Source organism: Streptomyces sp. NPDC050433 (genome assembly GCF_044458565.1).
Classification (GTDB): Bacteria; Actinomycetota; Actinomycetes; order Streptomycetales; family Streptomycetaceae; genus Streptomyces.
Genome location: NZ_JBITIB010000054.1, coordinates 1 through 26600, shown reverse-complemented (window position 1 = coordinate 26600; position 26600 = coordinate 1). Strand labels below are relative to the sequence as shown.

20 protein-coding genes and 1 pseudogene are annotated in these 26600 nt (G+C 71.2%); 19 read left to right on the top strand and 2 right to left on the bottom strand.

Translation table 11 applies throughout. The features are described from left to right. Positions 1 to 206 precede the first annotated feature (206 nt). The 10 genes from ACIBLA_RS36695 (at position 207) to mutM (ending at position 10229) form a co-directional block, all read left to right on the top strand. On the top strand, positions 207 to 1907 hold the full coding sequence (locus ACIBLA_RS36695; protein ID WP_399201070.1) for a DAK2 domain-containing protein: 1701 nt from the start codon (positions 207 to 209) through the stop codon (positions 1905 to 1907). A gap of 143 nt (positions 1908 to 2050) precedes the next feature. Then, positions 2051 to 2386, top strand: coding sequence for a cupin (locus ACIBLA_RS36690; RefSeq protein WP_363242506.1), 336 nt, complete (start codon positions 2051 to 2053; stop codon positions 2384 to 2386). A 117-nt stretch (positions 2387 to 2503) separates the two neighbouring features. After that, on the top strand, positions 2504 to 4702 hold the full coding sequence (gene recG, locus ACIBLA_RS36685; RefSeq protein ID WP_399201069.1) for an ATP-dependent DNA helicase RecG: 2199 nt from the start codon (positions 2504 to 2506) through the stop codon (positions 4700 to 4702). Between the two features lie 179 nt (positions 4703 to 4881). After that, on the top strand, positions 4882 to 5463 hold the full coding sequence (gene rsmD, locus ACIBLA_RS36680; protein WP_363242504.1) for a 16S rRNA (guanine(966)-N(2))-methyltransferase RsmD: 582 nt from the start codon (positions 4882 to 4884) through the stop codon (positions 5461 to 5463). 26 nt (positions 5464 to 5489) lie between these two features. Next, entirely contained in the window at positions 5490 to 5969 is a 480-nt protein-coding gene (coaD, locus tag ACIBLA_RS36675) for a pantetheine-phosphate adenylyltransferase (RefSeq protein WP_363242569.1), read from the top strand. Between the two features lie 135 nt (positions 5970 to 6104). Next, positions 6105 to 7301 (top strand): cell division initiation protein, encoded by a 1197-nt coding sequence (locus tag ACIBLA_RS36670; protein ID WP_399201068.1) that lies wholly within the window; start codon positions 6105 to 6107, stop codon positions 7299 to 7301. A gap of 148 nt (positions 7302 to 7449) precedes the next feature. After that, positions 7450 to 8127 (top strand): YceD family protein, encoded by a 678-nt coding sequence (locus tag ACIBLA_RS36665; protein WP_399201067.1) that lies wholly within the window; start codon positions 7450 to 7452, stop codon positions 8125 to 8127. Between the two features lie 2 nt (positions 8128 to 8129). Next, positions 8130 to 8303 (top strand): 50S ribosomal protein L32, encoded by a 174-nt coding sequence (rpmF, locus tag ACIBLA_RS36660; protein WP_003965982.1) that lies wholly within the window; start codon positions 8130 to 8132, stop codon positions 8301 to 8303. Between the two features lie 19 nt (positions 8304 to 8322). Then, positions 8323 to 9180: a ribonuclease III gene (gene rnc, locus ACIBLA_RS36655; protein ID WP_363242502.1), complete on the top strand. Its 858-nt coding sequence runs from the start codon at positions 8323 to 8325 to the stop codon at positions 9178 to 9180. A 176-nt stretch (positions 9181 to 9356) separates the two neighbouring features. After that, the gene (gene mutM, locus ACIBLA_RS36650; protein WP_399201066.1) at positions 9357 to 10229 is read left to right on the top strand and encodes a bifunctional DNA-formamidopyrimidine glycosylase/DNA-(apurinic or apyrimidinic site) lyase; all 873 of its coding nucleotides are present in this window, start codon (positions 9357 to 9359) and stop codon (positions 10227 to 10229) included. Between the two features lie 36 nt (positions 10230 to 10265). Here mutM and ACIBLA_RS36645 read toward each other — a convergent pair whose 3' ends face one another. Further along, positions 10266 to 11189 (bottom strand): CAP domain-containing protein, encoded by a 924-nt coding sequence (locus ACIBLA_RS36645; protein WP_399201065.1) that lies wholly within the window; start codon positions 11187 to 11189, stop codon positions 10266 to 10268. A 166-nt stretch (positions 11190 to 11355) separates the two neighbouring features. On the opposite strand from ACIBLA_RS36645, the gene ACIBLA_RS36640 reads away from it, so the two are divergent. From ACIBLA_RS36640 to ftsY, 5 genes and pseudogenes are all read left to right on the top strand, one after another. Beyond that, a complete protein-coding gene (locus ACIBLA_RS36640; protein ID WP_363242499.1) occupies positions 11356 to 11637 on the top strand; it encodes an acylphosphatase in 282 nt (93 codons plus the stop codon). Between the two features lie 468 nt (positions 11638 to 12105). Beyond that, on the top strand, positions 12106 to 12324 hold the full coding sequence (locus ACIBLA_RS36635) for a hypothetical protein (protein ID WP_023538382.1): 219 nt from the start codon (positions 12106 to 12108) through the stop codon (positions 12322 to 12324). Between the two features lie 179 nt (positions 12325 to 12503). Further along, positions 12504 to 16313 (top strand): AAA family ATPase, encoded by a 3810-nt coding sequence (locus tag ACIBLA_RS36630; RefSeq protein ID WP_363242498.1) that lies wholly within the window; start codon positions 12504 to 12506, stop codon positions 16311 to 16313. Between the two features lie 161 nt (positions 16314 to 16474). Continuing rightward, positions 16475 to 17436: pseudogene (locus ACIBLA_RS36625) on the top strand (MFS transporter). A gap of 88 nt (positions 17437 to 17524) precedes the next feature. Then, the gene (gene ftsY / locus ACIBLA_RS36620) at positions 17525 to 18745 is read left to right on the top strand and encodes a signal recognition particle-docking protein FtsY (protein ID WP_363242497.1); all 1221 of its coding nucleotides are present in this window, start codon (positions 17525 to 17527) and stop codon (positions 18743 to 18745) included. A gap of 181 nt (positions 18746 to 18926) precedes the next feature. Here the strand turns inward: ftsY and ACIBLA_RS36615 are convergent, their stop codons facing one another. Continuing rightward, positions 18927 to 19586 carry a bifunctional DNA primase/polymerase gene (locus ACIBLA_RS36615; protein WP_363242496.1) on the bottom strand — a complete coding sequence of 220 codons (660 nt, stop codon included), beginning with the start codon at positions 19584 to 19586 and terminating at the stop codon, positions 18927 to 18929. A 460-nt stretch (positions 19587 to 20046) separates the two neighbouring features. On the opposite strand from ACIBLA_RS36615, the gene ACIBLA_RS36610 reads away from it, so the two are divergent. The 4 genes from ACIBLA_RS36610 (at position 20047) to ACIBLA_RS36595 (ending at position 26413) form a co-directional block, all read left to right on the top strand. Then, positions 20047 to 21519: a hypothetical protein gene (locus tag ACIBLA_RS36610; RefSeq protein ID WP_399201064.1), complete on the top strand. Its 1473-nt coding sequence runs from the start codon at positions 20047 to 20049 to the stop codon at positions 21517 to 21519. A gap of 314 nt (positions 21520 to 21833) precedes the next feature. Further along, a complete protein-coding gene (locus ACIBLA_RS36605) occupies positions 21834 to 23120 on the top strand; it encodes an ammonium transporter (RefSeq protein WP_363242494.1) in 1287 nt (428 codons plus the stop codon). Beyond that, on the top strand, positions 23117 to 23455 hold the full coding sequence (locus ACIBLA_RS36600; protein WP_078074856.1) for a P-II family nitrogen regulator: 339 nt from the start codon (positions 23117 to 23119) through the stop codon (positions 23453 to 23455). Before ACIBLA_RS36605 ends, ACIBLA_RS36600 begins: the two co-directional genes overlap by 4 nt. Positions 23456 to 23962: 507 nt before the next feature. Further along, positions 23963 to 26413 (top strand): [protein-PII] uridylyltransferase, encoded by a 2451-nt coding sequence (locus ACIBLA_RS36595; protein WP_363242493.1) that lies wholly within the window; start codon positions 23963 to 23965, stop codon positions 26411 to 26413. Positions 26414 to 26600 lie beyond the last annotated feature (187 nt).

Here is a 26600-nt window from a genome sequence, read left to right as displayed (position 1 = left end):
CGTGTCTGACAAATAGCGCCGTCCGCCCTTGGGGCGGGGCGCGCGGCGTCCGGTGCGTGCGATCGCAAGGCGGAGGATCGCTCTCGTACTGGGCGCACTCGGATGCCTTCGAGAGCGCTGCCAACGCGGCGAGCGTGCGTGCCGGACGCCGCGCGCCAGGCGGGATTTGTCAGACACGGCCTACGGTGCGGGCGGACTACCCTGCGGTGCAGCTTCCCGCCCAGGCCGCCAAGGAGGACCCCCAGGTGCCGCAGACCCTCGACGCCGCAGCGGTGCGTACCTGGTGCTCGCTGGCGCTGGACGCCCTGGGCCGGGACCGCGAGGAGATCGACGCGATCAACGTCTATCCGGTAGCCGACGGGGACACCGGCACCAACCTCTATCTGACGGTGGAGTCCGCCGCGCAGGCCGTCGAGGCGGTCTTCGACGCGCACGCGACGGGGACGTCCGTACCGGACCTGGCCGACACCGTACGGGCCATGGCGCACGGGGCGCTGATCGGCGCCCGCGGGAACTCGGGGACGATCCTGGCGCAGCTGCTACGGGGCATGGCCGAGGTGCTTGGCGAGGCCGGGTCCGAGGAAGAGGCCGAAGGCGGCGGGGATCACCTCGCCAGGGCGCTGCGGCGGGCGGCGCGGCTGGCGCGCGAGGCCGTCGCGCATCCGGTCGAGGGCACGATCCTCACAGTGGCGTCGGCGGCGGCGGACGCCGCGGCGCGCACGGTGCACGACGGCGCGGGCCTCGACGGTGCCGCGCACAGCGACGGGGCAGCCGTGCACGCCGCGTACGCCGGGGCCCGCGTCGCGCTCGACGCGACACCGGGACAGCTGGCCGTCCTGGGCCGCGCCGGGGTCGTCGACGCCGGCGGACGGGGTCTGCTCGCCGTCTTGGCCGCACTCGTGGAGGCCGTCACGGGCGACGCCCCGTCCCCCGTCGCACCGGGGGCGCGCCCGCACGAGCTGCCCGCCGTCATGGAGTCCTGCGATGCCGACGACAGCCCCGTCGGCCCCGCCTTCGAGGTGATCTACCTCCTGGAGACGGACGACGCGGGCGTCGCCCGGCTCCGTCGCCGGCTCGACGCGCTGGGCGACTCCCTCGTCGTGGTCGGCGGCGACGGCCTGTGGAACGTGCACGTGCACGTCGACGACGCGGGCGCCGCCGTGGAGGCCGGTGTCGAGGCTGGGCGCCCCTACCGGATCCGCATCACGCACTTCGGCGCCCCCGCCGGGCACCAGCGGGAGCGGGCACAGCGCGCCGTGGTCGCCGTGGTCCCCGGCGAAGGCCTCGCCGGGCTGTGTGCCGAGGCAGGGGCCACGACGGTGCTCGCGCGCCCCGGAGAACCGCCGGCCAGCGGCGAGCTGGTCGACGCCATCCGGCGCGCCCACGCGCACGAGGTGGTCCTCCTGCCGAACGACGCCGAGCTGCGCCACACCGCCGCCGCTGCCGCCGAACAGGCCCGCGCCGAGGGCATCCGCGTCGCACTCATCCCGACCAGGGCCGCCGTGCAGGGCATCGCCGCGCTCGCGGTGCACGAGCCGGACCGCCGCTTCGACGAGGACGTGGTCGCCATGACCTCGGCCGCCGGCGCCACCCGCTACGCTGAACTGGCCGTCGCCGAGCGGCAGTCCTGGACCATGGCCGGCATCTGCCAGGCCGGCGATCTGCTGGGACTCATCGACGGCGACGTCGCGGTCATCGGCTCCGAACTCGCCACCACCGCCGAGACCGTCCTGGACCGGATGCTGTCGGCGGGCGGCGAACTGGTCACCCTCGTGCTCGGCCAGGACGTGCCCGACACCGTCGCCGAGCGGCTGGAGCGCCACGTACGGGACGGACACCTGGCCGTCGACACGGTCGTCTACCGAGGCGGCGGCCAGTCGGTGCCCCTGCTGATCGGCGTCGAGTGAGCGCGGCGTTGCGCACCGCCGTACGCCCCTCCGTACGGACACGGCGTCGCGGCCACCGCTTGCACGGGGCGCCGTAGCTGTGACGATGGAGGGTAGGCGCACCACGACAGACGCGCGTACCGCCCGAGGTGAGAGGCCCACCGATGGACGACCTGACCGCACTCGCCCGCCATCAGCTCGACGACGCGCGCGCCAGCGCCCATGGCCGCAGCGCGCATCTCTTCCTGCACGACGGACCACTGCGACAGACGGTCATCGCGCTGACCTCCGGCTCCTCTCTCGACGAGCACAACACGCCCCCGGCGGCCAGCCTTCAGGTGCTGCACGGCCGCGTACGGCTGACGATGAAGTCCGGTGACCAGGACATGATCGCCGGACAGATGGGCCCGATCCCGCACGAACGTCACGGACTGGAGGCCCTGGAGGACTCCGCCGTCCTGTTCACCGCCGTCACCGAGGTCAGCGCGACAAGCCGCTGAAGCGGCCCTGCCCGCGCCCCGCCGCGCCACGGCCTGCCCGCCGCGGCCCGGGCCTGACCCGCCTCCGACCTGGGGTTGTCCACAGGTGCGCGACGGATGTCAGTGATGTGGTGTGCAATGGATCGTGTGTCCGCGCTGGATGAATCACTCACGAAAACACTCGGTCCCGCCACCGCGAAGGTGATGGCCGAGCAGCTCGATCTGCACACGGTCGGTGATCTGCTGCACCACTATCCGAGGCGGTACGAGGAGCGGGGCCAGCTCACCCGCCTCGCCGACCTCCCGCTGGACGAGGACGTCACGGTCGTCGCGCAGGTCGCCGACTCCCGCATCCTGAAGTTCAACGGCGGCCGGGGCCAGCGGCTGGAGATCACCCTCACCGACGGCAGCGGCCGGCTCCAACTGGTCTTCTTCGGACGGGGGATCCACAAGCCGCACAAGGACCTGCTGCCCGGCAGCCGGGGCATGTTCGCCGGCAAGGTCTCGATGTTCAACCGGAAGCTGCAGCTCGCCCATCCCACGTATGTGCCGCTCGGCCGGGACAGCGGCGACGAGGCCGTGGACTCCTTCGCGGGCAAGCTGATCCCGATCTACCCGGCCTGCAAGGGGCTGGAGTCCTGGAAGATCACCAAAGCGGTCGACGCGGTGTTGCCGAGGGCCGGAGAGGCCGTCGACCCGCTGCCGCCCTCGCTCCGCGAGGGACGCGGTTTCGTCACGCTTCCAGAGGCGCTGCTGAAGGTCCACCGGCCCGACACCAAGGCCGACGTCGCCGAGGCCAGGGACCGGCTCAAGTGGGACGAGGCGTTCGTGCTCCAGGTCGCCCTCGCCCGGCGCCGGTACGCAGACGCCCAACTCCCGGCGGTGGCACGGAAACCGGTGGCCGGGGGCCTGCTGGACGACTTCGACGCCACGCTGCCCTTCACCCTCACCGACGGCCAGTTGACGGTCACCCGCGAGATCTTCGACGACCTCGCGACGGAGCACCCGATGCACCGCCTCCTTCAGGGCGAGGTCGGCTCCGGCAAGACGATGGTGGCGCTGCGCGCGATGCTCACCGTCGTGGACGCGGGCGGCCAGGCGGCGATGCTCGCGCCGACGGAGGTCCTCGCACAGCAACACCACCGTTCGATCACGGAGATGATGGGACAGCTCGCCGAGGGCGGCATGCTGGGCGGCGCGGAGAACGCCACCAAGGTGGTGCTGCTCACCGGCTCCATGGGCGCGGCGGCGCGCCGGGTCGCGCTGCTGGACCTGGTCACCGGCGAGGCGGGGATCGTGATCGGCACGCACGCGCTGATCGAGGACAAGGTGCGGTTCCACGATCTGGGTCTGGTCGTGGTGGACGAGCAGCACCGTTTCGGCGTCGAGCAGCGGGACGCCCTGCGCTCCAAGGGCAAGCAGCCGCCGCATCTGCTCGTCATGACGGCGACACCCATTCCCCGTACGGTCGCGATGACCGTCTTCGGCGACCTGGAGACGTCCGTCCTGGACCAACTGCCCGCGGGGCGCTCCCCGATCGCCACTCATGTCGTCCCTGCCCAGGACAAGCCGCACTTCCTGGCGCGCGCCTGGGAGCGGGTGCGTGAGGAGGTCGGCAAGGGGCACCAGGCGTACGTCGTCTGCCCCCGGATCGGCGACGGCGAGGACGAGCCGAAGAAGAAGGCCGAGGCGGAGAAGGCGGCCGAGGCGGAGGGGGACAAACGTCCGCCGCTGGCCGTGCTGGACATCGCGAAGCAGCTCGCCGCCGGACCGCTCGCCGGCCTCCGTATCGAGGTGCTGCACGGCCGCATGCAGCCCGACGACAAGGACGACGTGATGCGCCGCTTCGCGGCGGGCGAGGTGGACGTGCTGGTCGCGACCACCGTCATCGAGGTCGGCGTCAATGTCCCGAATGCCACCGCGATGGTGATCATGGACGCGGACCGGTTCGGCGTCTCGCAGCTGCACCAGCTGCGCGGCCGGGTGGGCCGGGGCTCCGCGCCGGGGCTCTGCCTGCTGGTCTCCGAGATGCCGGAGGCGAGCCCCGCGCGTGCCCGTCTCGGTGCTGTCGCCTCGACGCTCGACGGCTTCGAGCTCTCCCGTATCGACCTCGAACAGCGCCGCGAGGGCGATGTCCTCGGCCAGGCGCAGTCCGGGGTCCGCTCCAGCTTGCGGATGCTCGCCGTCATCGAGGACGAGGACGTCATCGCCGCCGCCAGGGAGGAGGCCGTGAGCGTGGTCTCCCAGGACCCGGAGCTCGCCGCCTTCCCGGAGCTGCGTACGGCGCTGGACGCCCTGCTGGACACGGAGCGGGAGCAGTATCTCGACAAGGGCTGAACGGGCCTCAGAGCCCCGCCCAGCGGTCCGCGCCGCACAGCCCCGCCCTGCCGTCCGGGTGGCGCTCCCGGCGGGCCGTGCGTGAGGCGACGCCATATCGTGGGTGGCGACGCCCGCGCGGAAGCTGCCGGGCGCTCCGGCAGCTTCCGCGCATCCCACGAACCGAGGACCCGACACCCATGACCCGCGTGATCGCCGGTGTCGCCGGCGGACGCCGTCTCGCCGTCCCCCCGGGCACCGGCACCCGCCCCACCTCCGACCGGGCGCGTGAAGGCCTCTTCTCCACCTGGGAGGCGCTGCTCGGCACCTTCGACGGCCTGCGCGTGGCCGATCTGTACGCCGGCTCCGGTGCCGTCGGACTGGAAGCCCTCTCACGGGGCGCCGCGCACACCCTCCTTGTGGAGGCGGACGGCCGGGCGGTCCGCACAGTCCGGGACAACGTCCGCACCCTGGGACTGCCGGGCGCCGAAGTCCGTACGGGCAAAGCGGAGCAGATCGTGACAGGACCGGCCCCCGGCGCCCCGTACGACATCGTCTTCCTCGACCCGCCGTACGCCGTCACCGATGACGATCTTCGCGAGATCCTCCTCACACTCCGCTCGCAGGGCTGGCTCAATGACGAAGCCGTCGCCACCGTGGAGCGCAGCACCAGAGGTGGGGAGTTCACCTGGCCGAAGGGCTTCGAGCCGTTGCGAGCGCGTCGCTACGGCGAGGGAACCCTTTGGTACGGTCGCGCCGCCGCACCCGAAGACGCCCGATGACCGGACCGGAGAGCGAGGGAATTCAGTTGCGCCGCGCCGTCTGTCCGGGGTCCTTCGACCCCATCACCAATGGTCACCTCGACATCATTGGCCGTGCCTCCAAGCTGTACGACGTCGTGCACGTCGCCGTGATGATCAACCAGTCCAAGAAGGGGCTGTTCACCGTCGACGAGCGGATCGATCTGATCCGCCGGGTGACCGCCGAGTTCGGCAACGTCGAGGTGGAGTCCTTCCACGGCCTTCTCGTCGACTTCTGCAAGCAGCGCGACATCCCGGCCATCGTCAAGGGCCTGCGTGCGGTCAGCGACTTCGACTACGAGTTGCAGATGGCCCAGATGAACATCGGCCTCTCCGGCGTCGAGACACTCTTCGTGCCGACCAACCCGATCTACAGTTTCCTCTCCTCCTCGCTCGTGAAAGAGGTGGCGACCTGGGGCGGAGACGTGTCTCATCTGCTGCCCCCGCTCGTGCACGAGGCACTGGCCGAGCGCCTTGCGAACCGCTGACGGACGGGGCGCGGAACGGGGCGGCGGACGGGGCCCGGAACTGACGGGCCGTCATCTGGTGTCGGGCGCGCGCCGACTGGCCGTACAGTCGTTGCGTCCGTCTCCAACCCGGCTGTAGAGAGTGGCGAGCACACGGTGGACGTGCAGAAGAAGCTCGACGAGATCGTCGACGCGGTGGGGAACGCCCGTTCCATGCCCATGTCGGCCTCCTGCGTGGTCAACCGCGGCGAACTGCTCGCGCTGCTCGACGAGGTACGCGAGGCCCTGCCCGGCTCGCTCGCCCAGGCACAGGAACTGCTCGGCGGCCACGAGCAGCTCTCCGAGCAGGCACGCCAGGAGGCCGAGCGCATCGTCGCGGCGGCCCACACGGAGCGGTCCACGCTGATCTCCGACACCGTGATCGCCCGCACCGCGCAGGAAGAGGCGGACCGCATCCTCGCCGACGCCCGCAGGGACGCCGCGGAGATCCGCGCCGAGGCCGACGACTACGTCGACTCCAAGCTCGCGAACTTCGAGGTCGTGCTCAACAAGACCATCGGCTCCGTCGACCGTGGCCGCGAGAAGCTCCTCGGCCGGGGCCCGGGGCTCGACGAGGAGGGGTACGCCGACGAGGACGCCCCGGAGTACAGCGCAGACCCCGACACCCTGATCCGCCGCGCCGACGACTATGTCGACGCCAAGCTCGGCGCCTTCGAGGCCGTCCTCTCCAAGACGCTCGACGCGGTCGGCCGCGGCCGGCAGAAACTGCTCGGCCGGGTCGCCACCGACGAACTGGGCCTGCACATGGCGGAGCAGGACGCGGCGGGACGGCAGGGGCACACGAGCGACGCGGACTATCTGTCCGGTCTCGCCGAGCTGTCGGGACAGCAGTCGCTCCAGGGGGCCGGGCTCCAGGACGCCGGGGCGCCCGCGCACCGGCCGATGGAGCCGCAGTCCCCGCCGCAGGCCCCGGAGCAGCCGGTCCAGATCCCGATCCCGGCGCAGGCCCAGGCTTCGCAGCAGTACGCCGACCCCGCCGCCCAGCAGCAGTACACGGACCCCGCCTACGGCGGTTACCAGCAGCAGGACGGGTACGCCTACCAGCAGCAGGACCCGTACGCGTACCAGCAGGCCCAGCAGCCGGTGTACGACCCCGGCGCCTACGACCCGAACTACAGCCAGGGCTACGGGCAGAACTACGACCAGGCGGCGCAGGGCTGGCAGCAGCACCCCGACGCCGCCCAGGCCCAGCAGCAGACCCAGCAGGCGCAGGGCGGTCTCGACGAGACCAGCCTGTTCGACACCAGCATGATCGACATGGAGCAGCTGCGCCGGTACGAGCAGGGCCGCTGAACCCCGCGCGGCGCGCCGTACGGCCGCCGCGTGGTCCGCGTACGGCCGGATTGGGCCAACGGCGGCCCGTCAAGTATCCTGGCTCCTCGGTCGCGTGATGCCCGCGATCCGGCCGCCCGCCTCGCTACGCGACATGACGGCCCACCCCATGACTCGTACGACGATCTCGAAAGCAGGAACAGCCCTGAACGCCCGCCTCGACCACCGCAACCCCCTCGTGTTCGACACACACGAGCTGGGTCGGCGTCCCGGTGCGCTCAAGCGGCTGACCCGCACCGCCGAGGCGCCCAAGGACTTCGGCATCGACGGAGTCATCGGTGTGCCGGAAGGCGCCCCGGTGGAGCTCACCCTCCGCCTCGAATCGGTCATGGAGGGTGTGCTCGTGACGGGCACCGCCCGTGCGACCGCCGAGGGGGAGTGCGTAAGGTGTCTGGAGCCGGTGCGCCAGGACGTGGCAGCGGACTTCCAGGAGATGTTCTCGTACCCTGACGCCGACGACCGGGGCCGCAGCAAGCAGGCGGAACCGGCCGACGACGCCGAGGACGACGAGGACAGGCTCTACATCGAGGACGGACTGTTCGACCTCGAACCTGTGCTGCGCGATGCGGTGGTGCTCGCACTGCCGATGCAGCCGGTGTGCCGGGAGACCTGTGCGGGCCTGTGTTCCGAATGCGGAATCAGGCTGGACGAGAACCCGGACCATCACCACGCCGCCGTCGATCCCCGTTGGGCGGCACTGCAAGGACTCGCCGAAACCGTCAAGGACGGCGAGAAGGACAACATGGGCGGCGCCGTCACAGGCGCCGACGAGAAGCAGGAGAAGTAGCCGTGGCTGTTCCGAAGCGGAAGATGTCGCGCAGCAACACGCGCCACCGCCGGTCGCAGTGGAAGGCTGCGGTCCCCACCCTGGTTTCGTGTGAGCGTTGCCAGGAGCCGAAGCTCCAGCACATCGCGTGCCCGAGCTGCGGCACCTACAACAAGCGCCAGGTCCTCGAGGTCTGAGCGGCTGGTGAGAGGCTCGATGTCTGAACTGTCCAGTGCCAAGAAGGCAGACAACGTCAGCACAGCCTCGTCCCACACGCTTCTGGAAGGGCGGCTCGGCTATCAGCTGGAGTCCGCCCTTCTGGTGCGTGCGCTGACCCATCGCTCGTTCGCGTACGAGAACGGCGGTCTGCCCACCAACGAACGGCTCGAATTCCTCGGGGATTCGGTGCTCGGACTGGTGGTCACCGACACGCTGTACCGCATCCACCCCGACCTGCCCGAAGGCCAACTGGCCAAGTTGCGGGCCGCGGTGGTCAATTCGCGTGCGCTGGCGCAAGTGGGGCGCGGCCTCGAACTCGGCTCCTTCATCCGGCTAGGCCGAGGTGAAGAGGGCACGGGAGGCCGGGACAAGGCGTCCATCCTCGCCGACACCCTTGAAGCGGTGATCGGTGCGGTCTATCTCGATCAGGGCCTCGACGCGGCGTCCGAGCTGGTGCACCGGCTCTTCGACCCGCTCATCGAGAAGTCCTCCAACCTCGGTGCCGGTCTGGACTGGAAGACCAGTCTGCAGGAACTGACCGCGGCGGAGAGTCTCGGTGTGCCCGAGTATCTCGTCACGGAGACCGGCCCGGACCACGAGAAGACCTTCACTGCTGCCGCCCGCGTCGGTGGTGTCTCGTACGGCACCGGCACCGGCCGCAGCAAGAAGGAAGCGGAACAGCAGGCGGCGGAGACCGCGTGGCGGTCCATCCGTGCCGACGCGGACGAACGGGCGGCGGCGGCGAAGGCCGCTTCCGAGGCTGAGGCCGAGGCCGCTGTTGACGTCGACGTGGAAGAGGGCGCCGACGCCTCTTCGGCGACGGCTTCGGAATCCGCCGACGCGGCCAAGTCCTGAGTCCGGGGCCGAGCCGTTCCGCTCCCTTCCCGGTGCGCCCCTTGTGTCGATACGGCACGAGGGGCGCAACTCGTGTCCACCCCGCCGCCGATGCCAACCGCCGATCCCAACTCCCGCCCCGTGTTCGGGCAGTTGGCCCCGATGCCGCCGACCCCGCCGCCCCCTGAAGGAGCACCGTGCCCGAGCTGCCCGAGGTCGAAGTCGTACGGCGCGGACTCGAACGCTGGGTCGCGGGACGGACGGTGGCCGAGACACAGGTACTGCACCCCCGCGCCGTACGGCGCCACATCGCGGGCGGTGAGGACTTCGCCGCCCGCCTCACGGGGCACCGTGTCGGCGTCGCCCGCCGCCGCGGCAAGTACCTCTGGCTGCCGCTCGCCGACACCGACGCCTCGATCCTGGGGCACCTCGGAATGAGCGGCCAGCTCCTCGTACAGCCGGAATCCGCCCCGGACGAGAAGCACCTGCGGATCCGCATCCGCTTCGACGACGACCTCGGCACCGAGCTGCGCTTCGTCGACCAGCGCACCTTCGGCGGACTCTCGCTGCACGAGAACACCCCCGAGGGACTGCCCGACGTCATCGCCCACATCGCGCGCGACCCGCTCGACCCGGCCTTCGACGAGGCGGCCTTCCACGCCGCGCTGCGGCTGCGCCGTACGACGATCAAGCGGGCGCTGCTCGACCAGTCCCTCATCAGCGGCGTCGGCAACATCTACGCGGACGAGGCGCTGTGGCGCGCCAAGCTCCACTACGACCGGCCGACGATCACGCTGCCCCGCCCCCGCTCCGTCGAACTGCTCGGCCACGTAAGGGATGTGCTGAACGCCGCGCTCGCGGACGGAGGCACCAGCTTCGACAGTCTCTACGTGAACGTGAACGGCGAATCGGGCTACTTCGACCGGTCGCTGGACGTGTACGGCCGCGAGGGCAAGCCGTGCCGCCGCTGCGGCACTCTCATCCGCCGCCGCCCCTGGATGAACCGGTCGAGCTACTTCTGCCCACGCTGCCAACGCCCGCCCCGTGTCGCCCGCAGCACCGCCAGGTAACGCCGCGGTGATTCGACCCGACCGTCGCAGCGGCGGCTAGAAGCCGAAGTCCTGCGTCCACCACGGGCCGCCCTCGGCGAAGTGCGCGCCGATGCCGATGGTCTTGTAGTCGCAGTTCAGAATGTTCTCGCGGTGGCCCTCACTGGCCATCCACGAGGCCATCACCGCGTTGGCGTCGGCCTGGCCCCGGGCGATGTTCTCGCCGCCCAGATTCGTGATGCCCGCCTGCTGGGCGCGGTCCCAGGGGGTGTCGCCGTCCGGGTCGGTGTGGTCGAAGAAGCCGCGGTCCGCCATGTCCTTGCTGAACGCCTCGGCGAGACCGTTCAGCGCCTTGTCGGCACGCAGTGGCTGACAGCCCGCCTTCGCCCGCTCCTCGTTCACCAGCGCGAGGACCTCCGCCTCGGCGGTGGACGGGGCGGCGCTGGACGCGGGCGGCGTCTGCGGCGGCGTGGCGCGCTCCGTGGTCTTCTCCGGCGCCGGCGCACTGCTGGAGGGCTTGGTGCTCGTCTCCGCGCTCCGGCTTCGCGTGGGATCGCTCTCGGGCGTCTTCGCCGGCTGCGACGGGCTCTTGGGGGTGGACGGCTTGTCCGGCGCCGGCGAGGCGGACTTCGACGGCTCGCCCGGCCGGTCGTCGCCACGGCTCGGCGGCGTGGTGGCTCCGTCGGTCGGCTCGGCGGTGGAGCCGCCCTGCTGCTGGAGTTCGGGCGCGCCCTCGGTGCGGACCTGCTCGCCCGGGAACCTGCCGTTGCCGACGGTGTACTGCTCCCCACCGGGCAGCAGGCCGGATGCCACGGCGACGGCACCCATGGCCATCGCGGCGGAGGCGCCGAGCAGTCCGGTGCGTACGGGGGCGGCGATTCCCCTCTTCCGGCCTCGGCCCCCGCCCCGGTGCCGACCTGCCGCACCGGCCGCGTGGTCCTCAGCGGCGGGTGCGCCGGTCGAGCGACTATGGCGTCCCATCTGCTGCGCCTTCCTCGGTGTGCTCAGGTGCGCGTGATTGCTCTCGCACCGCTCGTCACGACAATGCGGTTCACCCATTCGGGTGAGCCTCATTTCGACGGGACTGTACGCCAAGCGGGGAGGAGGCGAAGTGCTCACCGCGGTATTGGCCCATTAGCTTGCACGCATGAACGAAGATGTGCGGATCACCGTTTGGGTGCGCGGTCGCGTACAGGGAGTTGGCTTCCGCTGGTTCACCAGGGCAAACGCTCTGGAGATCGGGGGCCTGACGGGCTTCGCCCTGAATCTGGACGACGGCAGAGTGCAGGTCGTCGCCGAAGGACCACGTGATAATTGCCACCGTTTGCTGCAGTGGCTCGGTTCGGACGACACGCCCGGCCGTGTTGACGGAGTCACGGAGATTTGGGGCACACCGCGCGGCGGCTACGACACCTTCACCATCCGGTGAACGAGAGCGGCGACGCGAGGTCCCGAAGAGGTCCGACTGATCTCGATCATTCGCGTTCGATCTTGAACGGGGCGAGTAAATCCCGAGGCGCCTCGAACCGGGACCGGGTCCGGCCTGCCCGTATGCCTCAGGCATGTGCTTCTGGCGAAGAATCCACTGATGGTTGCCAGGAACGGGCTCCCATGCCAAGCTGCCGCGTTAACAATGATCTCCACGCCCCTCCGGGGCCGCAGGAGAGGCGCCGTCGCACCGCACGCGGACGCGCGCCCCTGGGCCGCCGGGCGATGACGGGCTGTGATCGTGTTGACCGTCAAACTTTTTGGTGAGACTCTGGAAGCCCCGCGCACCTTGTCTGTTTGGCAGTAGGAATCACAGTGCGGAAGAACCTCTGCCGGGCAGTGCGGGTGCGGAAATCCCTCACGACCCACACCGCTTCGGTCGGTCACTCAGTGTGGAGGCCCATCCATCATGGCAAAGGCGCTTCTCGGTTACGTCGGCGGTTCTGACCCGCGACTCCTCGCCGAGATGCGACGGCTTCAGCAGCGCGTCCAGGACCTCGAATCCGAGCTCGTCCGGATTCAGTCCGAGAATGACGCGCTGAGCGCTGCCGCCGCACAGCACCATGGCGATTCGCCGTTCGACGGCATCGACCTCGATGTACCCCAGGCAGAGCCCGCGCTCACCTGACAGCAGCCCCCGTCGGGGTCCGGTGAGAAACGCTCTCGCAAGAACATGCAAGGGACGCTTCGGCGTCCCTTCTTTCTTTCCCCCCACCCTGAAACCGGTTCTTCTCACGTCTGATGTGCCCTGCTCATTCAGCGGTGAAACCGCCGTGGGGTGATGTGAGGAAGGTAGAGTCCGGCGGCGTGCACCTCAAGGCCATGACCCTGCGCGGGTTCAAATCCTTCGCCTCCGCCACGACGCTGCGGTTCGAGCCCGGCATCACATGCGTCGTGGGTCCGAACGGCTCGGGCAAGTCCAATGTCGTGGACGCGCTTTCCTGGGTCATGGGGGAGCAGGGGGCCAAGTCGCTGCGCGGCGGCAAGATGGAAGACGTGATCTTCGCCGGGACCACCGGCCGGCCGCCGCTCGGGCGTGCCGAAGTCTCGTTGACCATCGACAATTCCGACGGTGCGCTGCCCATCGACTACGCCGAAGTCACCATTACGCGGATCATGTTCCGCAACGGCGGCAGCGAATACCAGCTCAACGGCGACACCTGCCGGCTGCTCGACATCCAGGAACTGCTTTCCGACTCCGGTATCGGCCGTGAGATGCATGTCATCGTCGGCCAGGGACAACTCGATTCCGTCCTGCACGCGGATCCGATGGGGCGCAGGGCGTTCATCGAAGAGGCCGCAGGCGTCCTGAAGCACCGCAAGCGCAAGGAGAAGGCGCTGCGGAAACTGGACGCGATGCAGGCCAACCTCGCGCGTGTACAGGACCTGACCGACGAACTGCGGCGACAGCTCAAGCCGTTGGGGCGGCAGGCCGCCGTGGCACGGCGGGCAGCGGTCATCCAGGCGGATCTGCGCGACGCGCGGCTGCGCCTGCTCGCCGACGATCTCGTGAAGCTGCGCGACGCCCTCCGTACGGAGGTTGCCGACGAGGCCGCGCTCAAGCAGCGCAAGGAGGAGGCGGAACTCCGGCTCAGGAACGCGCTCGCACGCGAGGCGGAGCTGGAGGTCGAGGTACGGCGACTGGCGCCGCGGCTGCAGCGCGCCCAGCAGACCTGGTACGAACTCTCCCAGCTGGCGGAACGGGTACGGGGCACCATCTCGCTGGCGGACGCCCGCGTGAAGAGCGCCACCGCCACGCCCGAGGACGAACGGCGCGGCCGGGACCCCGAGGACATGGAGCGCGAGGCCGCACGCATCCGCGAGCAGGAGGCGGAGCTGGAGGCCGCGCTCGAAGCGGCGGAACGCGCGCTGGAGGACACCGTCGCGCACCGCTCCGACCTTGAGCGTGACCTCGCGGCTGAGGAGCGCCGTCTGAAGGACGTGGCGCGCGCGATCGCCGACCGGCGGGAGGGACTTGCCCGGCTGAACGGGCAGGTGAACGCCGCCCGCAGCCGCGCCGCGTCGGCGCAGGCCGAGATCGGCCGGCTCGCCGAGGCGCGCGACGGGGCGCGGCAGCGCGCCGTCGCGGCCCAGGAGGAGTACGAACAGCTCAAGGCCGAGGTCGACGGCCTGGACGCCGACGACCAGGAACTCGGTGAGCGGCACGACGAGGCCAAGCGGGCGCTGGCCGAGGCGGAGCGGGCGCTGACGGCGGCACGAGAGGCGGCCACGGCTGCTGAACGCCAGCGCGCCGCCCTCTCCGCACGTCACGACGCGCTCGCCCTTGGGCTGCGCCGTAAGGACGGTACCGGTGCGCTGCTGGGTGCGCGGGACCGTCTCTCCGGCCTGCTGGGTCCCGCCGCCGAACTCCTCACCGTCACAGCGGGCTTCGAGGTCCCGGTGGCCGCGGCGCTCGGCGCCGCGGCCGACGCGATCGCGGTGACCGACGCGACGACCGCCGCGGAGGCGATCCGCCTCCTCCGTAAAGAGGACGCGGGGCGGGCCTCCCTGCTGCTCGGTGGCGAACCACCCGCGCGGTCGGCCGGCGTGCCGGGTCAGGCGACGTCGCCGGGCGGACCCGGCGACGCGGACCCGGCCGACGCGACCGCCGTCGGTGGCTCCGGTACATCGCCGGGCGTGCCCGGTCAGGGTGGGGCCGCGGCGTACGGCGGCGATGCCCCCGCTCCGTCCGGCGCCGTGCCCGGCCAGTCGGGCGGGGCGCGCGACATCCACGCCGCCCCGGACGGCGCAGGCGCCCACGGGGCGGCCGACGCCCGCCCCGTGCACACCGTCACCGCCACAGCCACCGGCCTGGCCGCTCCCCGCGTCATCGACCTCGTACGGGGCCCCGACGCGCTCATCGGCGCCGTACGACGCCTCGTCCAGGACATGGTCGTCGTCGGCACGTTGGAGGAGGCCGAGGAACTCGTCGGCACCCACCCCGGACTGACCGCCGTGACGGCGGAGGGTGACCTCCTGGGCGCGCATTTCGCACACGGCGGCTCCGCCGGGGCGCCCAGCCTGCTCGAAGTGCAGGCATCCGTCGACGAAGCGGCCGGCGAGCTGGCCGAACTCGCCGTACGGTGCGACGAACTGGCCGACGCGCAGCGCCGGGCGACCGCCCGCCGTACGGAATGCGCCGCCCTCGTCGAGGAGTTGGGGGAGCGGCGACGGGCCGCCGACCGGGAGAAGTCCGCCGTGTCCGGCCAGTTGGGGCGGCTCGCCGGCCAGGCCAGGGGCGCCGCGGGTGAGGCCGAGCGAACCTCGGCCGCCGCCGCCAAGGCCCAGGACGCGCTGGACCGGGCCACGGAGGAGGCGGAGGAGCTGGCGGAGCGCCTGCTCGTCGCCGAGGAGGCACCCGCCGAGGAGGAGCCCGACACCTCCGTACGGGACCGGCTCGCCGCCGACGGGGCCAACGCGCGGCAGACCGAGATGGAGGCGCGCCTCCAGGTCCGTACCCACGAGGAGCGCGTAAAGGGGCTCGCCGGCCGCGCGGACTCGCTCGACCGGGGCGCCCGCGCGGAGCGCGAGGCGCGGGCGCGCGCGGAGCAGCGGCGGGCCAGACTGCGCCACGAGGCCGCCGTCGCCGGGGCCGTCGCCTCCGGCGCCAGGCAACTGCTGGCCCACGTGGAGGTCTCGGTCGTACGCGCCGACGAGGAGCGTACGGCGGCCGAGGCGGCGAAGGCGGGCCGCGAACAGGAGCTGGTCGCGGAGCGGAACCAGGGGCGCGATCTCAAGAGCGAACTCGACAAGCTCACCGACTCGGTGCACCGGGGCGAGGTTCTGGGCGCCGAGAAGCGGATGCGGATCGAGCAGTTGGAGCTGAAGGCCCTGGAGGAACTGGGCGTCGAGCCGGCCGGTCTGATCGCCGAGTACGGCCCGGACCAGCTCGTACCGCCGTCCCTGCCCGCCGAGGGGGAGGAGCTGCCGGAGGACCCCGAGGACCCGCGTAATCAGCCCCGGCCCTACGTACGGGGCGAGCAGGAGAAGCGGCTCCGGTCGGCCGAACGGGCGTATCAGCAACTCGGGAAGGTGAATCCGCTCGCCCTGGAGGAGTTCGCGGCGCTGGAGGAGCGCCACAAGTTCCTCTCCGAGCAGCTCGAAGATCTCAAGAAGACCCGCGCCGACCTGCTCCAGGTCGTCAAGGAGGTCGACGAGCGGGTCGAGCAGGTCTTCACGGAGGCGTACCGGGACACGGCCCTTCAGTTCGAGGGCGTCTTCTCGCGGCTCTTCCCCGGGGGCGAGGGACGCCTCATCCTCACGGATCCCGACAACATGCTCACCAGTGGCGTGGACGTGGAGGCCCGGCCACCCGGCAAGAAGGTCAAGCGGCTGTCCCTGCTGTCGGGTGGGGAGCGGTCGCTGACCGCCGTCGCGCTGCTGGTGTCGATCTTCAAGGCGAGGCCGAGCCCGTTCTACGTGATGGACGAGGTCGAGGCCGCGCTCGACGACACCAACCTCCAGCGGCTGATCCGGATCATGCAGGAGCTCCAGGAGAGCTCCCAGCTGATCGTGATCACGCATCAGAAGCGCACGATGGAGGTCGCCGACGCGCTGTACGGGGTCTCCATGCAAGGCGACGGAGTCTCCAAGGTGATCAGTCAGCGCCTGCGCTGATCAGGCACCGCCCCCGGGCACCGTCACGCCCCGTCCGCCCTCCTCCCCTGGCTCGGCCGAACGACGACCGTCAGGTGGTGGGCGGGGCGGAGCTGTGACCCTCTGGAGGGCCTTTCCCCATGCCCGACGGGCGCCCCGTCCGGGCGGCAACAGGCGCCCATGTGACGAGCACACCGTGGCCGCCGCGATCCGGGGGCTCACCGACTCACCCCGAGCACCTCGGCCACGTCATCTTCATACGGCGGCTGCTGCCATGGGCGGCTTCCTCTTCGGCTACGACAGCTCCGTCATCAACGGCGCCGTCCAGGCCATCAGGCAGCGCTTCGACATCGGTTCGGCGGCGCTGGCCCAGGTGATCGCCGCGGCCCTGATCGGCTGCGCCATCGCCGACGGCGACCAGCGCGGAGAGATCGGCGGCCTGGCGGCCTCGCAGTGGATGCTCGGCGTCATCGTCGTCCCCGCGATCCTGTACGGCCTGCTCGCCGAGGTCGAGGACAAGAACGTCGACCTGGACGGGCGCGTCCAGGAGATCGGCCTCAACCTCCGTAAGGAGCACAAACCGACGTTCAAGGATCTGCTGGGCAGGGTGGGCTTCCTGCCCGTGGTCTGGATCGAATCGGCCTCTCCGCGCTCCAGCAGCTCGTCGGCATCAACGTGATCTTCTACTACAGCGCGTCGCTGTGGCAGTCCGTCGGTATCGACCCCACCAGCTCGTTCTTGTACTCGTTCACCACGTCGATCATCAACATCATCGGCACCGTCATCGAACATGATCTTCGTCCACCGGATCTGATCCCGCCGCCGACCGCTGCTGATCGACTCCGTCGGCATGACGGTGTCGCTCGCGCAGGCCGCCTAGGTGCTCTCGTACAAGAGCGGCAGCGGCACCAACAGCTCGACCCCCAACACCCAGGGCACGGTGGCGCTCGTGGCCGCCCACGGCGTCGCGGCGTCGGCGCAGTGGATCGCCAACTGGGCGGTCACCGTCTCGTTCCCGACCCTGTCGGACGGGGACCTCTCGGGTGCGTACGTCATCTACTCGGCCTTCGCCCTGCACTCGATCGTCTTCATCGTGAAGTGGATGCCCGAGACCAAGGGCAAGGCACTGGAAGAGATGGGCTGACCGGCCCCGTACCTGGGATTTCCCGCCCCGTCGGGGCCCGCGATCTCCCCACCGGCGCAAGCCGGCCACCGCCTGCGAAGATGACGTGGTGGACATCGTCATTCTTGCCGTAGTCATCGCCCTGGTCGCTGTCGGCGTGATCAGCGGGCTCGTGGTCAGCAGCCGCCGGAAGAAGCAGCTGCCGCCCTCGGCACCGTCGAGCAAGCCGACCATCACGACCCCGCCCGCCGAGCCGCACGTCGGCGACGAGGCGGGGCCGCCACGGGAGGAAGCCCGCCGCACCATCGAGGAGGTGGGCCTCCCCGACGCGGCCGACGCGACCGCGACGGCGCCCGCCGTCGAGGACCCGGTCGTGGCCGCCCCGCCCGTGGCGATCGAGGTCCCGGAACCGACCGCGGGCCGTCTGGTCAGACTGCGGGCCCGGCTCGCCCGCTCCCAGAACACCCTCGGCAAGGGGCTGCTCACGCTGCTGTCGCGCGAGCACCTCGACGAGGAGACGTGGGAGGAGATCGAGGACACCCTGCTCACCGCCGACGTCGGTGTCGCGCCCACGCAGGAGCTCGTGGAGCGGCTGCGCGAGCGGGTGAGGGTGCTCGGTACGCGTACGCCCGACGAGCTGCGGTCGCTGCTGCGCGAGGAACTGCTCACGCTGCTCCGTACGGACTTCGACCGCGCCGTGAAGACCGAGAGCGGTCTGGACACTCCGGGCGTCGTGATGGTCGTCGGCGTCAACGGCACCGGCAAGACGACCACGACGGGCAAGCTGGCGCGCGTACTGGTGGCCGACGGCAGGTCGGTCGTGCTCGGCGCCGCCGACACGTTCCGCGCCGCCGCCGCCGATCAGCTCCAGACGTGGGGGGAGCGCGTGGGGGCGCGTACGGTGCGCGGGCCCGAGGGCGGCGACCCGGCGTCGATCGCCTTCGACGCGGTCAAGGAGGGCATCGCCGAGGGAGCCGACGTCGTCCTCATCGACACGGCGGGGCGGCTGCACACCAAGACCGGGCTGATGGACGAGCTCGGCAAGGTCAAGCGCGTCGTGGAGAAGCACGGTCCGCTGGACGAGGTGCTGCTGGTCCTGGACGCGACGACGGGGCAGAACGGCCTCGTACAGGCGCGGGTGTTCGCCGAGGTCGTGGACATCACCGGCATCGTGCTGACCAAGCTGGACGGGACGGCCAAGGGCGGCATCGTGATCGCGGTCCAGCGGGAGCTGGGTGTGCCGGTCAAGCTGATCGGGCTGGGCGAGGGTCCTGACGACCTGGCGCCGTTCGAGCCGGAGGCGTTCGTCGACGCGCTGATCGACGGCTGAGGCCGGTCGACGGCGTCGGGGCGGCGTACGAGGCGTCAGCGTAGGCGTGGGCGTACGAAGAAAGGGCCCTTCCGCGTGACGTGCACGCGGTGGGGCCCTTCGTACGGAGGCGGCGTTTCGCACGGCGCGCGGTGCGGTGCGGCGCGCGGCCGACGACGGTACGGCGGCCGGGAGCCGGTGCTCAGTCGCGGGCGGGCGAGCGGTGACAGACGTACGCGAGCGTGCCGAGCAGCAGCCGCGCCTGCGGCGGGTCGGCCGCCGTGTCCAGGACCGGCGGCCGGAGCCATCGGACGGGCCCGAGGCCGCCGAGGTCGGACGGCGGGGCGGTGACATGGTCGCCCGTACCCAGACAACGCAGATCGAGACCGGCGTCGTCCCAGCCCATCCGGTAGAGAAGTTGGGGCAGTTCGGCCGCCGCGCCCGGCGCGACGAAGAAGTGCGCCCGCCCCGTGGGCGTCGCGGCGACGGGGCCCAGCGGCAGACCCATCCGCTCCAGCCTGACCAGGGCGCGACGGCCCGCCTGTTCGGCGACGTCGATGATGTCGAAGGTGCGCCCCACGGGCAGCAGCACGGCCGCTCCGGGGGTCTCGGACCAGGCTCTCGCGGCATCGTCCAGTGTGGCGCCCGCGGGGACTTCCAGCGCGGGGTCCAGCGGATGTGCGCCCGGTGCGCGGCATCCGGCGGCGCCGCAGGAGCAGCGGCCTGCCACGGCGCGTGCGCCGGGGACGACGTCCCAGCCCCAGAGTCCTGTGTACTCGGCCACCGTCGTGCACTCGGTGGTTCGGCCGCGGCGCCGCGAACCGGACCGCATCTCCCGGATTCCGCCGATCGTGAAGCCCATGCCCCCTCCAACGGGTCGAACTCGTCGGTAGTTACGATGCGGAGTCTTTGTGTGACTCTCCGTCGGATGTCTCATTTCCTTGGCCTGGCCGCGGACTTGCCGCGACATTGTTCCGTCGGCGCTGGGTGACGCCGGGGGTGGTGCGTCTGAGGTTGTGCGCCCCTGCTTGCAACGCTCCACCTGTTCCTGATCGTCGCCCGCCAAGTGAATCGCGCCTGGCCGCAGGCGAGTTCATTCGAAGGGGTGGCGAATGGTGGCGTTTACGGAACGACCCTCGCGGGAGGGGTGATCGTAGGATTACTTTGAGTACGCGAACGGTAGGGAGTCACACGTTCGTGGTTATGCCGCGGGCAACTCGGGTTCCTGTTCGAAGGAGCCCAATCTCCGGACAGACGGCCGTAACTGGCGGCATTCTGGTAGAAGTTCGCGCGACAGGGCTTCAGCGGATGGGGGCATTCCAGTGAGCGGCAGTGGCGCAGACGGTACGGCTACCGGCAAGCGCCCGAACGGGCAGTTGAACTCGTGGTTCAGGCGCAGCGGCTGGTCCAAGGGTGAACTCGCGCGCCAAGTGAACCGCAGGGCCCGCCAGATGGGCGCGCACCACATCAGCACCGACACCTCTCGGGTGCGCCGCTGGCTCGACGGCGAACAGCCGAGGGAGCCCATCCCCCGCATCCTCTCGGAGCTGTTCTCCGAGCGCTTCGGCACCGTCGTCGGGGTCGAGGACCTCGGACTGCGCTCCGCGCACCGGTCGCCTTCGGTCTCCGGCGTCGATCTGCCCTGGGCCGGTCCCCAGACCATCTCACTGATCAGCGAGTACTCCCGCAGCGACTTGATGCTGGCCCGGCGCGGCTTCCTGGGGACGTCGCTCGCGATCGCCGCCGGGCCCGCCCTCATCGAACCGATGCAGCGCTGGCTGGTGCCCACCTCGCCGGCCGACGAGGGCGCCCAGGCCTCGGCCTCCGTGCGCCGCCCCTCCCGGCTCTCCACGCCGGAGCTGGACCTCCTGGAGTCCACCACGGTGATGTTCCGGCAGTGGGACGCGCAGTGCGGCGGCGGTCTGCGGCGCAAGGCGGTCGTGGGGCAGCTCCACGAGGTGACGGACCTGCTCCAGGAGCCGCAGTCCGAGGACATCACGCGGCGGTTGTTCCGATGCGCCGCCGAACTGTCCGAGCTGGCCGGCTGGATGAGCTACGACGTGGGCCTCCAGCCCAACGCCCAGAAGTACTTCGTCCTGGCCCTGCACGCCGCCAAGGAGGCCGGGGACAAGGCCCTCGGGTCGTACATCCTCTCCTCCATGAGCCGTCAGATGATCCATGTCGGCCGCCCCGACGACGCCTTGGAGCTCATTCACCTCGCCCAGTACGGCAGCAGGGAGTGCGCCACGGCGCGTACGCAGTCGATGCTGTACGCGATGGAGGCCCGCGCCTACGCCAACATGGGGCAGCCCGGCAAGTGCAAGCGGGCGGTGCGGATGGCGGAGAACACCTTCGCCGACGCGGGGGACGACGGCGAGCCCGAGCCCGACTGGATCCGGTTCTTCTCCGAGGCGGAGCTGAACGGTGAGAACGCGCACTCCTACAGAGACCTGGCCTACGTGGCCGGGCGGAGCCCGACGTACGCCTCGCTCGCCGAGCCCGTGATGGAGCGCGCCGTCGAACTCTTCGAGAAGGACGAGGAGCATCAGCGGTCGTACGCGCTGAACCTCGTCGGGATGGCCACCGTCCACCTTCTTAAGAAGGAGCCCGAGCGGTCCACCCCGCTGATCGAGGAGGCGCTGGCCATCGCCAAGAAGGTGCGTTCCGAGCGTGTCAACACGCGGCTGCGCAGGACAGTGACCACCGCCACGCGGGAATTCGGGGACATCTCCGAGATCAGACAGCTTCCCGAGCAGCTCACGGAGGAGCTTCCGGAGGCCGCGGAAGCCGTCTGAGCGGCCTCTGGGGCCCTCGGTGGGGCGCGCGGCGTCCCTCTTCTCCGGCCGCGGCAGCCGTCCCGCACAGGGCGACACAGCTTCCCCGCGTCGGGTCGCCGGGGCGGGTGTCGCGGCCGGATTCTTCCATCACCGCATCTCGCGACACGGCAGTTCATCCAGACGTAACACCCCGGACGACTTCGTCACTGGCGTGAAACATCGGGTGGCATCGACCGAAATCACCCCACGTCAATCTCCTCACCACTAGTCGGCCCACAGAAGTAGGAGCATCCGCACGGGCCGTATTTCCCACCCACGAGGAGACGCCGGCCTTGAATGGCGCAGATACCGCATTCGTATTGATCAGTGCCGCGCTCGTCATGTTGATGACGCCCGGCCTGGCCTTCTTCTACGGAGGCATGGTCCGGGTCAAGAGTGCCCTGAACATGCTCATGATGTCCTTCATCTCGCTCGGCATCGTCAGTGTGCTGTGGGTGCTCTACGGGTACTCGCTCGCTTTCGGTGACGACATCGGTGGCGGACTGCTCGGCAACTTCGACCACATCGGTATGAAGGGCATCACCGCCGAGACGCTCACGGGCGGCAAGGAGGGAATCCCCGTCTTCGCCTTCGCCCTGTTCCAGCTGATGTTCGCCGTACTGACTCCGGCGCTGATGAGCGGCGCACTCGCCGACCGCGTCAAGTTCACCGCCTGGTCCCTGTTCATCGCCCTCTGGGTCACCGTCGTCTACTTCCCGGTCGCTCACTGGGTGTGGCAGGCCGACGGCTGGCTGTTCAAGCTGGAAGTGATCGACTTCGCCGGTGGTACGGCGGTCCACATCAACGCCGGTATCGGAGCACTCGCCGCCGTCCTTGTCGTCGGCAAGCGCATCGGGTTCAAGAAGGACCCGATGAGGCCGCACAGCCTGCCGCTGGTGGTCCTCGGCGCGGGGCTGCTGTGGTTCGGCTGGTTCGGCTTCAACGCCGGCTCCGCCCTCGCCGCCAACGGCACGGCCGCCATCATGGCCTTCAACACGCAGATCGCCACCGCCGCGGCCATGCTCGGCTGGCTCGTCTACGAGCGCATCAGGCACGGCGCGTTCACCACCCTCGGCGCGGCCTCAGGAGCCATCGCCGGACTCGTGGCGATCACCCCGTCCGGCGCGCACGTCAACGCGTTCGGTGCGCTGCTCATCGGCGTCGTCGCCGGAGCGGCCTGCTCGTGGGCCGTCAGCCTCAAGTACAAGCTGGGCTTCGACGACTCGCTCGACGTGGTCGGCGTCCACCTCGTCGGCGGCGTCATCGGCACCCTGCTCGTCGGGGTGCTGGCCATCGACGGCGTCGGCGGTGCCTCGCAGCTCGGCAAGCAGGCGATCGGCGCCTTCTCGGTGATGGCGTACTCCTTCGTCGTCTCCTGGATCCTGGCCAAGATCGTCGATGCCACGATCGGCTTCCGGGCCTCCGAGGACGACGAGACCAGCGGTGTGGACATGGCATTCCACGCGGAATCCGCCTACGACTTCAGCGCGGTGGGAGGCTCACCCTCGGGTCGAAGCAGTGTGACCGGCCGGGACAAGGACCTCGCCGCCGCGGCGCGGAACAAGAAGGTGGACGTATGAAGCTCATCACCGCAGTCGTCAAGCCACACCGACTGGACGAGATCAAGGAGGCCCTGCAGGCCTTCGGAGTCCAGGGGCTGACGGTCACGGAAGCAAGCGGCTACGGCCGGCAGCGCGGCCACACCGAGGTCTACCGGGGCGCGGAGTACACCGTCGACCTCGTACCGAAGATCCGCATCGAGGTGCTGGTCGAGGACGGTGACGCCGAACAGCTCATCGAGGTCGTCGTGAAGGCCGCCAGGACAGGCAAGATCGGCGATGGCAAGGTGTGGAGCGTGCCGGTGGACACGGCGGTCCGGGTACGTACGGGGGAACGCGGCCCGGACGCCCTCTGACACCGGACGCGGTCCGATGCCGGCCATGCAGCGAATGCCGGCGATGCCAGTGATGCCGGCGCGGGCTCGGTGAGCGGGCACGCGCCGGCGCCCCCGCGGGGGCAACGCGCGCCGGGTGGGGCACCCCCCCCCCCCGGCGGGCGGGGGCCCGGGGTGGTGTCGGTGGCGGTGTTGTTTGGGCCGTCCCCCCCCCCTCCTTTGTGGGCGCGGGGGCGGCGGGGGCCCGCCGGGCCCCCCCCCCCCCCCCCCCCCCCCCCCCGCCCCCGCGCGCGCCGGGGCGGGGGGGGGGGGGGGCGGCCCGCGCCCCCCCCCCCCCGCCCCGGCCCCCCCCCCCGCGCCCCCCCCCCCCCCCGGCGCCGCTCGCGTTCCGGGGACGGGGCGCAGTGCCGGCGCCAACTCGTGACAACGTCGCGCGAGTTGTGACACCGAGCGCGCTCGGAGACGGGACGCGCAGCGAAACCGGGCGCCCCGCACGCGGGACGCCCGCCGAAAGACGGGACCTGCCGGGTGACCACCCCTGAAGAGACCACCGGACAACCGGACCCGGGACCCAGCGGCTACGCGGCGGCCCGGCTGCGCCTTCTCCATGAGAAGACGCGGTCCGGGCCGCCGCGCCGCGCCGCCCTGGCACGCCTCACGGACGACTGGCTGCACGCGCTGTTCACCGCCGCGGCCCGCGAGGTGGGCGCCACGGGGGCGGCCCTCGTTGCCGTCGGTGGGTACGGGCGCGGCGAACTGTCGCCCCGCAGCGACCTCGACCTCCTTCTCCTGCACGACGGCAGCTCCGATGCCGCTGTGATCGCCGCGCTCGCGGACCGCGTCTGGTACCCCGTGTGGGACCTCGGACTCGCCCTCGACCACTCCGTGCGCACGACGGCCGAGGCCCGCAAGACCGCCGGCCAGGACCTCAAGGTGCAACTCGGGCTCCTCGACGCCCGCCACGTCGTCGGCGACCCGGCGCCCACCGCCGCCCTGCGCACCGCAGTACTCGCCGACTGGCGCAATCAGGCCCCCAAGCGCCTTCCCGAACTCGACGAACTCTGCCGCGAACGCGCCGAGCGCCAGGGAGAGCTGCAGTTCCTCCTCGAACCCGACATCAAGGAGGCGCGGGGCGGGCTCAGGGACGCCACCGCGCTCCGCGCCGTCGCCGCGTCCTGGCTGGCCGACGCCCCCCGCCAGGGGCTGGACGGCGCCCGCCGCGCACTGCTCGACGTACGCGATTCCCTGCACCTGACGACCGGCCGGGCCACCGACCGGCTCGCGCTCCAGGAGCAGGACGGCGTCGCCGCCGACCTCGGCATCGACGACGCCGACGAACTCCTGCGGCAGGTCTACGAAGCGGCCCGCACTGTGTCGTACGCCTCCGACGTCACCTGGCGCGAGGTCAACCGCGTCCTGCGCTCCCGCGCCGTCCGCCCCCGGCTCCGCACCCTCCTCGGCGGCAGCCGGCCTGCCCCGGAGCGCACGCCCCTCGCCGAAGGCGTCGTGGAGCAGGACGGCGAGGCCGTACTCGCTCGGACAGCGCGCGTCGATCGCGACCCCGCGCTGCCGCTGCGCGCCGCTGCCGCCGCCGCCCAGTCGGGGCTGCCGATCTCGCCGTACGTCGTCCGGCGGCTCGCCGCCGCGCGCCCGCTGCCCGTGCCGTGGCCCGCTGCGGCGCGCGAGGAGTTCGTCACGCTGCTCGGCGCGGGGGAGCCGACCGTCGCCGTCTGGGAAGCGTTCGAGGCCGAAGGCCTCATCACCCGCCTCATCCCCGAGTGGGAGCGTGTCCGTTGCCGGCCCCAGCGCAACGCCGTGCACACCTGGACGGTGGACCGCCACCTCGTCGAGACGGCGGTCGAGGCGTCCGCGCTGACCCGCCGTGTGAGCCGCCCCGACCTGCTCCTGGTCGCCGCGCTGCTCCACGACATCGGCAAGGGGCTGCCGGGCGACCACTCCGAGGCCGGCGAGCCCGTCGCGCGCACCGCCGCCCTGCGGATCGGCTTCGACCGGGCCGACGCGGACGTCGTCGCCGCGCTCGTACGCCACCATCTGCTGCTCGTCGAGACGGCCACGCGGCGCGACCTGGACGACCCGGCCACCGTCAGCTCCGTCGCCGAGAAGGTCGGCTCGCTGTCCACTCTCGAACTGCTCCACGCGCTCACCGAGGCCGACGCGCTCGCCACCGGGCCCGCCGCCTGGTCCGCGTGGCGCGGGTCGCTCGTCACGGATCTCGTCGGCCGCGTCGCCGCCGCCCTCGCGGGCAGGGCGCCCGCCGCGCCGCGCCCCGTGGTGACCAGCGCCGAACAGGAACGACTTGCCGTCGAGGCGCTGCGTACCGGTGGCCCCGTCCTGTCCCTGCACGCCCGGCCGGAGCCTCCTCAGGAGGACGACGAACCGGAGCCCGTCGGCGTCGAACTCCTCATCGCCCTGCCCGACCGCCCCGGCGTCCTGCCGGCCGCCGCCGGAGTCCTCGCGCTGCACCGTCTCACGGTGCGGTCCGCCGATCTGCGCATCGTCGAACTGCCCACGGCGCTCGGCGAGGCCGCCGACGTCCTGCTGCTGAGCTGGCGGGTCGCGGCGGCGTACGGCTCCCTGCCCCAGGCGGCCCGGCTGCGTGCCGACCTCGTACGCGCCCTGGACGGTTCGCTCGACATCCGGTCCCGGCTCGCGGAGCGCGAGGCAGCCTACCCCCGGCGGCGTGGCACACAGGCTCCGCCGCCCCGCGTGACGGTGGCGCCGGGAAGCTCGGAGCTCGCCGCCGTCATCGAAGTACGCGCCCAGGACGCCCCTGGACTGCTGCACCGGATCGGGCGGGCGCTGGAGGAGGCGGCGGTACGGGTCCGTAGCGCGCATGTGTCCACGCTGGGCGCGAACGTCGTGGACACGGTGTACGTCACGCGCGCCGACGGGGCCCTTCTTACGGAGGGAGAGGCGACGACGGTCGCGAAGGTGGTGGAGGAGGCCCTGCGCGGCTGACCGCGCGGATTACGGCGCGGGACGGGGCCGACAGTGTCCCGTACGGGCTGTGCGACGTCGCGGCGCGGGGCCCCGTAGGGGCCTTCACACCGGGATGCTGTTGGTTTATTCGGCCCCTGCTTGTGCCCCGTCGAGCGTTAGCTCGGCGGGGCACAGCGCTGCGAAGTGGCTGGTGCGGGTGCGGGCT

What these genes read in the sequence shown, in the direction of transcription:
- ACIBLA_RS36600 (WP_078074856.1), top strand. Translation starts at nt 23,117, where the DNA reads ATGAAGCTCATCACCGCAGTCGTCAAGCCACACCGACTGGACGAGATC.
- rsmD (WP_363242504.1), top strand. Translation starts at nt 4,882, where the DNA reads ATGACCCGCGTGATCGCCGGTGTCGCCGGCGGACGCCGTCTCGCCGTC.
- ACIBLA_RS36645 (WP_399201065.1), bottom strand. Translation starts at nt 11,189, where the DNA reads ATGGGACGCCATAGTCGCTCGACCGGCGCACCCGCCGCTGAGGACCAC.
- rnc (WP_363242502.1), top strand. Translation starts at nt 8,323, where the DNA reads ATGTCTGAACTGTCCAGTGCCAAGAAGGCAGACAACGTCAGCACAGCC.
- ACIBLA_RS36690 (WP_363242506.1), top strand. Translation starts at nt 2,051, where the DNA reads ATGGACGACCTGACCGCACTCGCCCGCCATCAGCTCGACGACGCGCGC.
- ACIBLA_RS36615 (WP_363242496.1), bottom strand. Translation starts at nt 19,586, where the DNA reads ATGGGCTTCACGATCGGCGGAATCCGGGAGATGCGGTCCGGTTCGCGG.
- ACIBLA_RS36635 (WP_023538382.1), top strand. Translation starts at nt 12,106, where the DNA reads ATGGCAAAGGCGCTTCTCGGTTACGTCGGCGGTTCTGACCCGCGACTC.
- ACIBLA_RS36640 (WP_363242499.1), top strand. Translation starts at nt 11,356, where the DNA reads ATGAACGAAGATGTGCGGATCACCGTTTGGGTGCGCGGTCGCGTACAG.
- recG (WP_399201069.1), top strand. Translation starts at nt 2,504, where the DNA reads ATGGATCGTGTGTCCGCGCTGGATGAATCACTCACGAAAACACTCGGT.
- ACIBLA_RS36665 (WP_399201067.1), top strand. Translation starts at nt 7,450, where the DNA reads ATGACTCGTACGACGATCTCGAAAGCAGGAACAGCCCTGAACGCCCGC.